The organism is Mycobacterium sp. 012931 (assembly GCF_000419295.1).
GTDB lineage: Bacteria > Actinomycetota > Actinomycetes > Mycobacteriales > Mycobacteriaceae > Mycobacterium > Mycobacterium marinum.
In genome coordinates this window covers 5043989-5058562 of the sequence record NZ_AOPX01000001.1, presented here as the reverse complement: position 1 = coordinate 5058562, position 14574 = coordinate 5043989, and the positions used below count along the sequence as shown (strand labels likewise).

Below are 14574 nucleotides of genomic sequence, written 5' to 3'. Positions count from 1 at the left end.
TGGCCGGGCGTTGAGATGGCTGTTGTGCGGGGCCGGGCGCGCGTCGATGAGATACTGCCAGAATGCCCGCACTCGTCTTGGACACCGTCGAAGAGTTGGTGCGACGGCGTGCCGGTGATCTGGTCGAGCTCTCCCACGCGATCCACGCCGAGCCGGAGTTGGCCTTCGCCGAGCACCGCAGCTGTGCCAAGACACAGGCGCTGGTGGCCGAACGTGGCTTCGAGATCACCCGGGCCGCCGCGGGGCTGGACACCGCATTTCGGGCCGATTTCGGCGATGGACCGCTGGTGGTGGGAATTTGCGCCGAATATGACGCGCTGCCCGAAATCGGGCACGCCTGCGGGCACAACATCATTGCGGCATCGGCGGTGGGGACCGCGCTGGCCCTGGTCGAAGTCGCCGACGATCTCGGTCTGACGGTCGCATTGCTGGGCACGCCGGCCGAGGAGTCCGGCGGTGGCAAGGCACTGATGTTGGACGCCGGGGTATTCGACGACATCACGCTGGCCCTGATGGTGCATCCGGGGCCCACGGACATCGCCGGCGCTCGATCCCTGGCGTTGTCCGAGGTCACCGTGCGTTACCGGGGTAAGGAATCACACGCCGCCGTGGCGCCGCACCTGGGGGTCAATGCTGCCGACGCCCTAACCATTGCGCAGGTGGCAATCGGATTGCTGCGGCAGCAACTGGCGCCGGGGCAGATGACCCATGGAATCGTTATCGACGGAGGTCAGGCGGTCAACGTAATTCCCGGGCACGCGATGATGCAGTACGCGATGCGCGCGGTCGAGTCGGAATCGCTGCGCGACTTGGAGGGCAGGATGTTTGCTTGCTTTGCGGCGGGGGCGCTGGCCGCCGGATGTGAATACGACATCGATGCGGCCGCACCCGCATATGCGGAATTGAAACCCGACCACTGGCTGGTCGAGGTGTGTCGAGAAGAGATGCTTCGGCTTGGGCGCACCCCGGTGCCGGCCAGCGTCGAGGAGGGGCTGCCGCTGGGCAGCACCGACATGGGCAACGTGACACAGGTGCTGCCGGGCATCCATCCGGTGATCGGTGTCGACGCCGGCGGGGCCACGGTGCACCAGCGCGCCTTCGCGGCCGCCGCGGCCGGTCACAGCGCTGACCAAGCGGTCGTCGACGGCGCAATCATGCTGGCGCGCACCGCGGTCGCGCTGGCCGAGAATCCGGACCAGCGGGACCGAGTGCTGGCCGCCCAGCAGCGCAGGGCGGCGTCATGAGCCTTGTCGACACCGCTGAATCCTGGCTGGCCGCGCACTATGACGACCTGGTCGGCTGGCGCCGGCACATCCATCGCTATCCGGAGCTGGGCCGCCAGGAGTTCGCCACCACCCAGTTTGTCGCCGAACGGCTGGCCGACGCCGGGCTCAACCCCAAGATATTGCCCGGCGGGACGGGACTGACCTGCGATTTCGGTCCCGAGCATCAGCCCAGGATCGCGCTGCGTGCCGACATGGACGCGCTGCCGATGGCCGAGCGCACCGGTGCGCCGTACGCCTCGACGATGCCCAACATCGCCCACGCCTGCGGGCACGACGGCCACACCGCGATTCTGCTGGGTACCGCGCTGGCGTTGGCGACGGTGCCGGAGCTGCCGGTCGGGGTGCGTCTGATATTCCAGGCCGCCGAGGAGCTGATGCCCGGCGGCGCCATCGACGCGATCGCGGCCGGAGCACTGACCGGGGTGTCACGGATCTTTGCCCTGCACTGCGATCCCCGGCTCGAGGTGGGCAGGGTTGCGGTGCGGCAGGGGCCTATCACCTCGGCGGCCGACCATATCGAGATCACGCTGTATTCACCCGGTGGGCACACGTCGCGGCCACACCTGACCGCCGACCTGGTCTACGGGCTGGGCACGCTGATCACCGGGCTGCCCGGCGTGCTGTCGCGGCGCGTCGACCCCCGTAACAGCACCGTCCTGGTCTGGGGGGCGGTCAACGCGGGCGTGGCGGCCAACGCCATTCCGCAAACCGGCGTGTTGGCCGGCACCGTTCGCACCGCCAGCCGGCAGACCTGGATCGATCTGGAAGAGATCATCCGTGAGTCCATCACTGCGCTGCTGTCGCCCTTGGCGATCGAGCACACGCTGCAATACCGGCGCGGCGTTCCACCTGTGGTCAACGAGGAAGTCTCGACCCACATCCTCACCCACGCCATCGAAGCCGTCAGCCCGGATGCGCTGGCCGATACCCGCCAGTCAGGCGGCGGCGAGGACTTCTCCTGGTACCTCGAAGAGGTCCCGGGTGCCATGGGGCGTCTGGGAGTTTGGTCCGGCGACGGACCGCAGCTGGACCTACATCAGCCGACGTTTGACCTCGATGAGCGGGCACTGGGGATCGGCGTGCGCGTGATGGTCAACATCATCGAGCAGGCTGCGGCGTTCTAACCGCTCGCGAGGGTGCGTGTCTGGACAACGACACGCCGGTATTGCCGGCATTATGCGCACGCTCGTCGTGGTGAATTGTGGGCCCGTCAGTTGCGCCTCGACGATGGCCCCATGCACGCAGAGCTCGCCCGGTTGCTCGACGCCCAAGGCGGGGTGGCGACGTCCGCCCAGGTACTGACGTTCCTGACCCGGCGCGGGCTGGAAGCCGACCTGAAAAGCGGGGTACTGAGCAGAGTTTGGCATGGCATTTATGGCCGCGGTGAGTTGACCAGTGGGCTGCGGCTGCGCGGAGTGGACCTGGCAGTCGGCACACCGGTCGCCGCATGCCTGGGGACCGCCGCCGCGGCCTACGGCTTTGACACCGAGCAAACCGGGGATCTGCATGTGCTCAATCCCGAGGGGCGGCAATTGCGATCCACCGACGGCCTGACCGTGCACCGGCGCGCCGGTGCACCGTTGACTCGCCTCGCGGGGCGAGAACTCACGACGCCGGCGTGGACGGCGATAGAGGTCGCCCGGGGGCTGCGTCGGCCGCGAGCGTTGGCGACACTGGACGCCGCCCTGCGCAGCGGGACATGCGACCGTGACGACCTCGACCGAGCGGTCTGTCTGCAATCCGGCCGGCGCGGCGTCGTGGCCGTGCGCGAGTTGCTCGCCTTGGCGAGTCCGCTGGCGGAGTCGCCGATGGAGAGCGAGACCCGGCTGGTGATGATCGAAGGCGGACTACCCGCGCCAGTGCTGCAATACGAGCTGGTCGGCTCCGACGGCCGGCGCTGGCGACTGGATTTCGCGTGGCCGGGTCTGCGGGTCGCGGCAGAGTACGACGGCGTCGACTGGCATAGCGGGCCGCAAGCGTTCCTGTGGGATCGACGGCGCAGTGCGGCGCTGCAGGAGTTGGGGTGGGTGATAGTGCCCATCGTGGCCGGCGATGTCAGGCATCGGCCGGCCGAACTTGTTCAGCGGCTGGCCGGGGCGCTGGCCCGGGCTCAGGCCGCCTGATGGGCTCGCGAGGGTGCCCAAATTGCCGGCCGCAACGGCGTGTCGGCGTGCAGACACGCACCCTCGCGGCAGAGGGTGACGCAACCCCCGGCTAGGTTCCGGTCCCCGGGCCGATGTTGCGGGCCGGCCGGGTACGCAAATCGTGCACATAATCGCTTGGTGCGCCCGCGATCTCGGCGGCATCGGCCATCACGCCCAGGTAGCGCGCCGACGGCAGACCGCCCTCCCAGGCGTCGAGCACATACAGCCAGGCCAGGACGGGATCGGTGGTGGTGTCCGAGGACAATCGCTCCACCCGGCAGCGGATCTTCTGGTGGATGCCGAACTCCGAGCCCTCCCAGTGGTCGAGGTTCTTCTCGTCGGCCGGTGTCATGTCGTAGAGCACCACGAACACCTTGGAGTCGGGATCCTCGACGACGGTGGCCAGGGCTCCTTCCCAGCCGATGTCCTCGCCGCCGAAGGTCAGCCGCCACCCGGGCAACCAGCCGGTTCCGGCCATCGGGGAGTGGGGTGCACGCATGAGCATCTGATCGGGATGCATGTTCGATCCGTACGCGGCGTAGAGCGGCACGCAGAAATCTTAAACGTCACGTAAACGGATGCGGCTCATCCCTGGGTGTGATGCTTGGCTCTTCATGCTCAGGCGCGCCCGGTCGGGCTCTCACGGCGGCACGCGAGGCAGTTCTGAGCCCCTCAAGCTAGGTTATTGCGTGTGGTGACCCGCATCGTGATCCTCGGTGGAGGCCCAGCCGGTTACGAAGCCGCGCTGGTGGCCGCCACCTCACACCCCGAATCAGCCCAAGTCACAGTGATCGACTCCGACGGTATCGGTGGTGCCGCCGTTCTGGACGACTGTGTGCCGTCCAAGACGTTCATCGCGTCCACCGGCCTGCGCACCGAGCTGCGAAGAGCGCCTCACCTGGGCTTCCTCATCGACTTCGACGAGGCGAAAATCTCGTTGCCCAAGATCCACGCCCGGGTCAAGGAGCTGGCCGCGGCGCAGTCGGCGGACATCACCGCCCAGCTGCTCAGCGTGGGCGTGCACGTGATCGCCGGCAAGGGCGAGCTGCTCGACCCCGCACCCGGCCTGCGCCACCGCGTCAAGGCGACGGCCGCCGACGGCACCACCAGCGAGCACGACGCCGACGTCGTGTTGATCGCCACCGGAGCGAGCCCGCGGATCCTGCCGTCGGCGCGACCGGACGGCGAGCGCATCCTGACCTGGCGGCAGCTCTACGACCTGGACGCGTTGCCGCAGCACCTGATCGTGGTGGGCTCGGGGGTGACGGGCGCGGAGTTCGTCGACGCCTACACCGAGCTGGGTGTGCGGGTCACGGTGGTGGCCAGCCAGGATCACGTGTTGCCCTACGAGGACGCCGACGCCGCACTGGTCTTGGAGGAGTCGTTCGCCGAACGTGGCGTCCGACTGTTCAAGAACGCCCGCGCCCAGTCCGTCACCCGCACCGAAAACGGGGTTCTGGTGACCATGACCGACGGCCGCACCGTCGGGGGCAGCCACGCGCTGATGACGATCGGGTCGATCCCCAACACCAGCGGCCTCGGCCTGGAGCGCGTTGGTATCGAGCTCGGCCCGGGCAACTATCTGAACGTGGACCGGGTGTCGCGCACGTCGGTGCCCGGCATTTACGCCGCGGGTGACTGCACCGGCCTGCTGCCGCTGGCCTCGGTCGCCGCGATGCAGGGCCGCATCGCGATGTACCACGCGCTGGGCGAGGGCGTGAGCCCGATCCGTTTGCGCACGGTTGCGGCGACGGTGTTCACCAGGCCCGAGATCGCCGCCGTCGGCGTGCCGCAGTCGGCGATCGACAACGGTTCGGTGCTTGCCCGCACCATCATGTTGCCGTTGCGGACCAACGCCCGGGCCAAGATGTCGGAGGTGCGGCACGGTTTCGTCAAGGTCTTCTGCCGGCGGTCCACCGGTGTGGTCATCGGCGGCGTGGTGGTGGCGCCGATCGCATCCGAGCTGATCCTGCCGATCGCGGTGGCGGTGCAGAACCGGATCACGGTCAACGAGCTGGCCCAGACACTGGCCGTTTACCCGTCGTTATCGGGTTCGATCACCGAGGCCGCTCGCCGCCTGATGGCCCACGATGATCTGGACTGAAGCCCAACTACTGCCACGCCCCACCAATTAGCCTTGTGGTGCACCTAACGCCTACTGACAAGCAACCGACAGGAGTTCATTGTCGTGAGCAATCCGACCGGCGCATCGCAGCGTGACCAGACCGGGCCCGCCGGTTCGCTGGGGCCCGAGCAGCGCGCGTTGGCCTGGGAGCGGCTCGGTGCCGAGCAGTTCGATGTGGTGGTTATCGGCGGCGGGGTAGTGGGCTCCGGGTGTGCGCTGGACGCCGCCACCCGCGGGCTGAAGGTGGCCCTGATCGAAGCCCGCGATCTGGCCTCTGGCACGTCGAGCCGTTCGTCGAAGATGTTCCACGGTGGACTGCGTTACCTCGAACAACTGGAATTCGGCCTGGTGCGCGAAGCCCTTTTCGAGCGGGAGCTGTCGCTGACCACGTTGGCGCCGCATCTGGTCAAGCCCCTGCCGTTTCTGTTCCCGCTCACCAAGCGTGGCTGGGAACGTCCCTACATTGCCGCCGGGATCTTCCTCTACGACCGCCTCGGCGGCGCGAAATCGGTTCCCGCGCAGAAGCATTTGACCCGTGCCGGCGCGTTGCGGCTGAGCCCGGGCCTCAAACGCGGCTCCCTGATCGGCGGTATCCGCTACTACGACACCGTCGTCGACGATGCCAGGCACACCATGACGGTCGCTCGTACCGCGTCGCACTACGGGGCGGTCGTCCGTTGTTCCACCCAGGTGGTAGCGCTGCTGCGCGAGGGCGACCGGGTGGTCGGGGTGCGGGTGCGCGATTCCGAGGACGGCTCGATCACCGAGGTCCGCGGGCACGTGGTGGTCAATGCCACCGGGGTCTGGACCGACGAGATTCAGGCGCTGTCCAAGCAACGCGGGCGATTCCAGGTTCGAGCGTCCAAGGGTGTGCACGTGGTGGTGCCCCGGGACCGCATCGTCAGCGACGTCGCGATGATCCTGCGCACCGAGAAGTCGGTCATGTTCATCATTCCGTGGGGAAGCCACTGGATCATCGGGACTACCGACACCGACTGGAACCTGGACCTGGCCCACCCCGCGGCCACCAAGGCCGACATCGACTACATCCTGGGAACGGTCAATGCGGTGCTGGCCACGCCCCTGACGCATGCCGACATCGACGGCGTGTACGCCGGTCTGCGGCCGCTGCTGGCCGGGGAGAGCGACGACACGTCCAAGCTGTCGCGCGAGCACGCTGTGGCGGTACCGGCGGCAGGGCTGGTGGCCATCGCCGGCGGCAAGTACACCACCTACCGGGTGATGGCGGCCGACGCGATCGACGCCGCCGTGCAGTTCGTTCCGGCCCGGGTGGCGCCGTCGATCACCGAGAAGGTCAGCCTGCTGGGCGCCGACGGCTACTTTGCGCTGGTCAACCAGGTGGAACACGTCGGCGAGATGGTCGGCCTGCACCCCTACCGAGTGCGTCACCTATTGGACCGCTACGGATCGCTGATCAACGAGGTGCTGGAACTGGCGGCCGACGATCCGGACCTGCTGACGCCCATCAAGGAGGCTCCTGGCTACCTCAAGGTGGAGGCCCTCTACGCCGTCACCGCCGAGGGCGCGCTGCATCTGGAAGACATCCTGGCCCGCCGCATGCGAGTCTCCATCGAGTACCCGCACCGAGGTGTCGATTGCGCCCGTGAGGTGGCCGACGTGGTCGCACCGGTGCTCGGGTGGACCGTCGAGGACATCGAGCGAGAAGTCGCGAACTACAAGGCGCGGGTGGAAGCGGAGGTCTTGTCGCAGGCCCAGCCCGACGACGTATCGGCGGACATGTTGCGGGCCAGCGCACCCGAGGCGCGTGCCGAGATCCTCGAGCCGGTGCCGCTGAATTGAAACTAGCTGGACCTCAACACCGCTCGGCGCCGCGAGCCATGAGCATCGGGTCGTCCTCATCGCTGGCGGCCGGGGTCAGCTTGCTGGCGACCGCCGCCAACGCCGAGCGCACCGCCTCGCGAGATCGCGCTGTCAGAACGGCCGCGGCTCGCACACCGTCGGGCCGCATGTTGATGTGATCGGGCAACGACACCATTGGCCTCCTTCGTGGGAAGAGGACACCTGCGGCCCGGGATTTAAGGCCAGCGGCCCCGGTTCGCCGTCGAACCGTCACCCGGCCGCTGGTAGATCACGTTATTCATCGGTGACGTCAAATCCGACATTTGCGCGTCAAATCCACGTGAACAAATTTCTCCTGGGGATCAGCAAGGGGCAAACATGGTGATGACGACGAACCCGGGTTCGGCATGAAGCCGCGATCGGTGGCGGCGGTGCTCGGCGGCGGTATGGCCGGGGTAGCGGGCTGGGATCTCTGGCAGCGCCGGCACGCCATCCTGCGCAACTTCCCGATCATCGGCCATCTGCGCTTTCTGCTCGAAGCCTTTGGACCGGAGTTGCGCCAATACATCGTCACCGACAACAACGAAGAGCGGCCCTTCAGCCGTGACCAGCGGCGCTGGGTGTACACGTCATCGAAATTGACCAACCGATACTTCGGATTCGGCACCGACAACGACCTGGCGCGGGCCCACAACTACCCCATCATCAAGCACGCGGCATTTCCGGTATCGGCCCCGGACGGCGAGCCCGCTCATCCGGATCCCGCCGTCGCGCTGCCGGCGGCAAAGGTGCTTGGTGGCGCCCGCGGGCGTGCCAAAGCCTTCCGGCCCTCGTCTTTGGTCAACATTTCCGGGATGAGCTATGGCGCGCTCGGTGGCGCGGCCATCAGCGCGCTGAATCAGGGCGCGGGGATCGCGGGCGCCCTGCACACCACCGGTGAGGGCGCGGTGTCGCCCTATCACCTCAACGGTGGCGACCTGGTATGGCAGATCGGCACCGGATACTTCGGCTGCCGCAACGACGACGGGACGTTCAGCCTGTCGCGGCTGATCGATCGGGTGGCCGCCACGCCCTCGATACGCGCGATCGAAATCAAGCTGAGGCAAGGCGCCAAGCCGGGGCTGGGCGGCATGCTGCCCGGCGCCAAAGTCACCGCGGATATCGCTGCCATCAGGGGGATTCCGGTCGGAGTGGACTGCAAGAGCCCCGCCGGACACTCCGCGTTCGCTGACATCGACGGGATGCTCGAGCTGGTGGAGACCATCGCCGATGCGACGGGTCTTCCCGTCGGCATCAAGTCCGCCGTCGGCGAAGGGTTGTTTTGGCCCCAGCTTGCCGCGCGGATGGCACGCACCGGTCGCGGTGTCGATTTCGTGACCGTCGACGGCGGAGAGGGCGGCACCGGCGCGGCCCCGCTGGTCTTCAGCGACCATGTCGCCCTGCCCTTCAAATGGGCCTTCCCCAGGGTGTTTCGCGCCTTCGCCGAAGAGGACCTGCACCACGACGTGGTGTTCATCGGCTCCGCCAAGCTCGGTATCCCCGAGAACGCGCTGCTGGCCCTGGCGATGGGCGCCGACATGATCAACGTCGGACGGACCGCCATGTTCGCCATCGGTTGCATCCAGGCTCAGCGCTGCCACACCGGCCGATGCCCGTCCGGCGTGGCCACCCAGTCGGCGTGGTTGCAGCACGGTCTGGACCCGGCCCTCAAAGCGGTGCGCTGTGCCAACTATCTGGCCACGCTGCGCTTCGAGTTGCTGTCTTTGGCCCGGGACTGCGGCTACGTGCACCCCGCCCTCGTCCCGTTGCAGGCGATCGAGCTTCTCGACGTGGATCTGCAGACGGTGCAGGTCGACGACTTGTTCGGCTACCAGCCCGGTTGGGGCATACCCAGCCCCGCTGACGTGGCGGCGATCACGGCTCTCATGACCAAGGCGAGCCCGCCCCGATAGGGACGGTTCAGCGGCTGTTCGCCGGCTCGGGTGAGCGTTCCAGCAGCGGCGAGCGCGTCGCACCACGGGATTCGATCATGCGATTGCGCACGATGTGCTCGACCAGGATCGGAACGAACGTTTGCACCGGCGCATCGACGAACTGTGCTGCGGCCTCTTCACACCACCGCTTGATCTGGGCGGTCCGCTGATCGTCGTCGAGCCCCTCGTGGCGGGCCAGCTTGTCGGCGACGTCGGCGACGTTGCGCTCCACCAGGGAGCGGCCCGCGGGCGGGCTGCCGGCGCCGGTATCGACCCGCACCTCATCGAGGGTCCACTGCGCACTCTGGTCGCTGGCATCCGGTGAGATCACCCGCAGCGTCAGATGGTGACCGTCTTGGCCGATCAGGATGAGACTGGCCGGGTCGTCGCTGCTGAAGCCCAGCAATTCGACAGTGTGACCGGCGATCTCGGCCACCGTCGGGGTCTGTTCCCACCCATTGCGGTGGTAGCTGACCATCACGATCGGTCCCAGGCGTTCGGTAATCGAGGCAACCAGGCCCGGCAGCTCGTCCACCAACTGCCTCGACCGCGGCCACCACGCGCCATCGACATGTTCCAAAGCAGGCCGAAATGATCTCAGCTGCAAGAGAGTTTCGCGCTCCATCCCAACCACCCGTCGGTTGACTGTGCGGGTTGTCAGCCAACCCGTCGGACCCCGAATCAAAAACTACGGGCGTAGGGAACGCCCCGCGACTCGAAAGCTCGACGTCGGGGTAGCGGCTGAACGAACATTTGGTTACGTGGGCGCCCCGGCTTCGCGTTCCTGCACCGTTGCCTGCCCATCGGCGGTGACGCTGATTAGGCGCTGAGCTTGCCGCGACACCCGCATGAGCAGTTCGGGTGCGATGACCGACGCCGAACCCGCCACCGCGGCGGCCAGCAGCGCCTGCCCCCAGGCCAACGGGCCCACCGGGGTGCAACCGAACAGGTGACTGAGGCCCGGGGTGGTCACCACCACCGCGAGCACCCCGAAGGACCCGACCGTGGTCAGCACCACCAGCGGGCCGTGCGAGTCGGCCACGGTCTGCGTGAGTTGCGTGCCGACCAAACCGATCAGCGCGACCGTCGCCGCCCGGCGCCGGGTGCCGGTCGCGCTGGCCATCAGCCACGCCAGCATGGCGCCGGTCGTGGTGGAGGCGCCGCGTATCCCGATCGCTCGCCACATGGCCGCCTCGTCGCGTTCCACCTCGACGTTGCTGGTTTGGGGACTGACGGCCAACGCCGCCGCCGGCAGCGCATCGGTAAGCATGTTGACCAGCAGCATCTGCCGCGCATTGAACACCGAGCGGCCGGTCAGCAGCGTGGTGATTAGCGCGAACGACACCTCGCCGAGGTTGCCGCCCAACAGCACCGAGACCGCCGAATGCACGCGACGCCACAGCTGTTGGCCTTCGTCGAGAGCCTCCAGCAGCGCGTCGATCCGTCCGTCCAACAGCACCACATCGGCCGCCGTCCGGGCCGCATCGCTGCCGCGGGCGGCCATCCCGATACCCACGCTGGCCGCTCGGATCGCGGCGGCGTCGTTGACCCCGTCGCCGACCATCGCGGTAACCAGCCCGGCGCGCTCGAGAGCCTGCACCACCTCCACCTTGTGTTCGGGCGACATCCGGGCAAAGACCAGCCGTGATGCGACCACCGTGGCCCGCTGGTCGGCCGACAGCGCTTCCCATTCGGCGCCGGTGATCACCTCGGAGTGGGTGACGTCCAGTCCGAGCTCCTGGGCGGTTGCGGTGGCGGTGGCGGGGTGGTCGCCGGTGATCAGGCGGACCCCGATATCGCGGTCGGCGAGCCCATTGAGCACGGACTGGGCCGTCGGCCGGGGAGTGTCGGCCAGGCCCAGCAGACCGACCGGCGTGAGTTCGGACTGGCACAGGGATTCCAGCAGATCGGGATCGGCGGCGGCCGCGGTGGCTTGCTCGGGGCGCAGCTGACGCTCGGCCACCGCCAGCACCCGCAGGCCACCGGTGGCCATCTCGTCGATCTGCTTGGTGAAGGGGTCCGCGGCGGCCTCGGGGGCCCGCCGCAGCGCCGCCGAGAGCACCTCCGGTGAGCCCTTGATGGTCAGTCGGGTCCCGGCCAGGGCGGCGGCAAACGGGCGGCCCGACTGGAACGGCAGGAACGCGTCACGGGAGAGCCGCGGTTGCGGCTGGGAACCGTCGCCGCGAACCGCGGGGTCGTCGGCGGCCTGGAATATCGCGTCGTCGGTGGCATGCTCAACCCGGTGGGTGTGTCTGGAGTAGGTGGTGCTCAGCGCGGCATCCAACACCTGCCCCGGGGTGAAACCCGGCGCCGGGCGCACCGTTTTGACCTTCAGCCGGTTCTCGCTCAGCGTTCCGGTTTTGTCGAAGCACACCACGTTCAACCGGGCGAGCGCTTCGATCGAGTGGGCATTGCGGATCAGCACGGATTCGCCGGTGAGCCGGCGCGCCGCAGCGAGCTGGGCCAGCGTCACCACCAGCGTCAAGCCTTCCGGCACTGCCGCGACGACCAGGGTGACCGCACTGGCCACCGCCTCTCGCAGCGGAGTGCCGCGCGACATGCTGAGCAGCCCGACCAGGCCCCCGCTGGCGACGCTGAACGGCAACGCGCGCCGGGTGATTCGGCTCAACTGCCGCTGCAGGCCGATTTCCCGGGACTTGCGCGGGGCCATCGCCAGCGCCCGGCGCATCTCCGAACGCGAACCGACTGCGGTGACCACGGCCACCGCCGTGCCCGCCACCATCGTGGTGCCGGCATAGAGCATGCAGGCCCGCTCGGCCAGCGGGGCGCCCGGGGTGGGCTCGGTCTGCTTGGAGACCGGCAGCGACTCGCCGGTCAACGTCGACTCATCGACCTCGACACTGGATGCGTGCAACAGCCGGGCGTCGGCGGGCACCACCTCGTCGGCGTGGACTTCGATGATGTCGCCCGGACGCAGCCGCTTGGCCGGAACCTTCTCGCGGCGCTGGTCGTCGAGCGGGCCAAGTCGTCGCCGCGCGGGTGGATCCTGCACTGCCAGTAAGCGATTCAGGATGCGCTCGGCGTGCAGTTGCTGCTCGGCCGACAGCGCGGCATTGAGCAACAGCACACTGCTGACCAGGAAGGCATCCAGCGGAGAACCCAGCAATGCGCTGGCGGCGGCGCCGGTGGCCAGCATCGGGGTGATCGGATCGGACAGATCGTCGCGCATCTCGGCGGCGAAATCACGAACCAGGCGCAACGATGCTGCGGTGCCGCGGTGCACCATCCGAATCGGCGGCAACTTCTCCCATCGGTTCTCCGCGTCACGACGGTCTTCTTCGGCCGGACGCGGCAGCAGCCGCCGCACCTCCGCGATGGGCAGGCTGTGCCAGTCGTGGCCGGCTTCGGGCTCCGGCACCGTATCGTGAAAAACCTTGGTGCCCGAGCGGAATCCCAGATACAGGCTGACCGCCATGCCGACATTGACCGACGCCGAACCGCGCCCCGGCACACTGGGAATCAGCATCAGCGCGCCGATCGCCGAAGCCGACGCCGACAGGCGGATGGCGCTGTCGGTGGCGGTGCGCGCCGCCGGCAGCGCGTGCAGCACCCGCCAGGCGCCGGTCAGGTCCGAAACCAGGACATCGGCGCCCCACGGCGGCGGATGGCGCGCCCGGAGCACCCCGATGGTGACGTCGGACCGGTGCTCGGCCTGCAGCGCCGAGGTGGTCAACAGCGCCACCGTGGCCCCACCGGCTTTCAGCTCGGCAAGCGCGGCCGCCATCGCATCGTCGATCGACTCGGCCGAGGGATAAAGATGGTCGAATCCTTGCGCCAGAGAACGTAATCCGTCATCCTCCAGGGAAAAGACCCGAGGGCGCGCGCGGCGTGCTTCGGTGATCACCGCGGCCGCGTATGGGTCGCGAACGGGGCTGATCAGGGCCCGGCCGGTCCGCCCGGCTCCCGGGATGTCAGCCAGGTGGTGCCATCCGGGGGCCAGCCGTTGGTCGTCGAGGGCGGCCGCGACCGCCTCCCAGGCCTTGCCGCGCGCCGAATTCTGTACTCCCAAGACGCGGCTGACCGTCAACTCGTCGGTGTAGAGGGCGCGCGGATCGATCATGATCGCGTCGACCCGGTCGAGTGCCCGCAGGGCGCGGGGGCGCAGCACCAGCGCGTCGTGCTGGGAGGTCAGGCCGTTGCTCAATGCGCAGCCGAACGCTTCGCGCACGGTGCGCAACGGCTTTGGGACCGCGGCCAGGGCGGCGGCGCCGGCCGCGTCCGGGTTACGTGACAACAGCCCGACCACGGCGGCGGCGCCGAGACCGGTCAAACCGATCCGGTTGGCGTAGCGTTCCGCGGGTCCATCGGGCGGACTCGAGATGCGCTTTGGTGTTGCCGCGGTAGCGTCCGGGGTGGCGTAGCTGCCCAGGTGCGGCTCGTGCCGAAACCAGGTGGACCGGCCGTTCCACGCCTCGGCGGCGAGCATCGCCCGGGTGGCGGCTTCGGCGGCGGCGGCCGTCGGCGACAGCGTCAATGCGGCCGTGGTGGCATTGACGACGCCGAACAGGACGTCGGTGCCCTCCGGCCCGAGCCGCTTTTCCAGTTCACGCCGTAGCCGGGGAAGGTGGTCTATCAGCGTCGGGGGTACCGCGACCAAGTCGGGCAATCGGGGCAGCCGCAGCAGGCTGCCGGTCAGCGAAAGGCCAAGGCCCATGGTGGCGGCCCCGGTCGCGATCATGCGGCCCATCAGCACCACGTCGTCGCCCGGCAGGCCGGTCGGCTGCTGCCCGGTTGTCCGGGTCCGATGGCGCCCCTCGGCAGCGGCGACGATCCGGCACAGTTGCGCCGTCGAGGGCCCCTCGGCCTCGGCATCCAACGTGACCACCAGCCGTGCCAGGGTGCGATTGAGGAATGCGGTGTGCACGCCCGGTGTCTGGCGCACGGCCGCCAGTACGTCGCCGGCGATGGCCGCGGCGTCGTCGCCGCTCAAGCCGCGCACCTCGATCCAGCGCCGCCGACCATTGGTGCTGCAGCGCCGTGCCGGTGGGCCGCCCATCGCCTCGACCGCCACGGCCGCCGCCGCCCGGGCCAAGGCCGGCACATCGGGGGTGGCGCGGACCAAGGACTTTCCGATGCTGGCCGCAACGTTGCCGCCCAGCAGAGCCGTGCTGCCGGCGGTGGCCGCCAGCAGGGCTCCCGCCCGCAGCGGCGCCGTCACCAGGCCGAAACCGGGCAGATACCGCGTGATCGAGTTGTTCACGTTA

10 protein-coding genes are annotated in these 14574 nt (G+C 68.6%); 6 read left to right on the top strand and 4 right to left on the bottom strand.

Annotated features, from left to right (window positions below; genetic code table 11):
- Positions 1–62: 62 nt before the first annotated feature.
- The 3 genes from MMSP_RS22160 to MMSP_RS22150 all read left to right on the top strand — a co-directional run bounded on the left by MMSP_RS22160 (position 63) and on the right by MMSP_RS22150 (position 3409).
- Entirely contained in the window at positions 63–1244 is a 1182-nt protein-coding gene (locus MMSP_RS22160; RefSeq protein WP_015354803.1) for a M20 family metallopeptidase, read from the top strand.
- Positions 1241–2410: an amidohydrolase gene (locus MMSP_RS22155; protein WP_012393100.1), complete on the top strand. Its 1170-nt coding sequence runs from the start codon at positions 1241–1243 to the stop codon at positions 2408–2410. Before MMSP_RS22160 ends, MMSP_RS22155 begins: the two co-directional genes overlap by 4 nt.
- 111 nt (positions 2411–2521) lie before the next feature.
- A complete protein-coding gene (locus MMSP_RS22150; protein WP_036427484.1) occupies positions 2522–3409 on the top strand; it encodes a hypothetical protein in 888 nt (295 codons plus the stop codon).
- A gap of 91 nt (positions 3410–3500) precedes the next feature.
- Here the strand turns inward: MMSP_RS22150 and MMSP_RS22145 are convergent, their stop codons facing one another.
- Complete coding sequence (locus MMSP_RS22145) at positions 3501–3980, bottom strand: gamma-glutamylcyclotransferase (RefSeq protein WP_011740604.1); 480 nt, start codon at positions 3978–3980, stop codon at positions 3501–3503.
- Positions 3981–4121: 141 nt separating this feature from the next.
- Between MMSP_RS22145 and MMSP_RS22140 the strand changes: the two genes are divergently transcribed.
- Together MMSP_RS22140 and MMSP_RS22135 are read left to right on the top strand one after the other, a co-directional pair.
- A complete protein-coding gene (locus MMSP_RS22140) occupies positions 4122–5534 on the top strand; it encodes an NAD(P)H-quinone dehydrogenase (RefSeq protein WP_020788425.1) in 1413 nt (470 codons plus the stop codon).
- Between the two features lie 84 nt (positions 5535–5618).
- A complete protein-coding gene (locus MMSP_RS22135; protein WP_020788424.1) occupies positions 5619–7376 on the top strand; it encodes a glycerol-3-phosphate dehydrogenase/oxidase in 1758 nt (585 codons plus the stop codon).
- Positions 7377–7389: 13 nt separating this feature from the next.
- On the opposite strand, the gene MMSP_RS22130 is transcribed toward MMSP_RS22135, so the two are convergent.
- The gene (locus tag MMSP_RS22130; protein WP_020727309.1) at positions 7390–7572 is read right to left on the bottom strand and encodes a hypothetical protein; all 183 of its coding nucleotides are present in this window, start codon (positions 7570–7572) and stop codon (positions 7390–7392) included.
- Positions 7573–7783: 211 nt separating this feature from the next.
- On the opposite strand from MMSP_RS22130, the gene MMSP_RS22125 reads away from it, so the two are divergent.
- Complete coding sequence (locus MMSP_RS22125; protein WP_020788423.1) at positions 7784–9328, top strand: FMN-binding glutamate synthase family protein; 1545 nt, start codon at positions 7784–7786, stop codon at positions 9326–9328.
- A gap of 7 nt (positions 9329–9335) precedes the next feature.
- Here MMSP_RS22125 and MMSP_RS22120 read toward each other — a convergent pair whose 3' ends face one another.
- Together MMSP_RS22120 and MMSP_RS22115 are read right to left on the bottom strand one after the other, a co-directional pair.
- Positions 9336–9974 (bottom strand): DUF5994 family protein, encoded by a 639-nt coding sequence (locus MMSP_RS22120; RefSeq protein ID WP_020788422.1) that lies wholly within the window; start codon positions 9972–9974, stop codon positions 9336–9338.
- 132 nt (positions 9975–10106) lie between these two features.
- Positions 10107–14570 (bottom strand): cation-translocating P-type ATPase, encoded by a 4464-nt coding sequence (locus tag MMSP_RS22115; RefSeq protein ID WP_020788421.1) that lies wholly within the window; start codon positions 14568–14570, stop codon positions 10107–10109.
- Positions 14571–14574 lie beyond the last annotated feature (4 nt).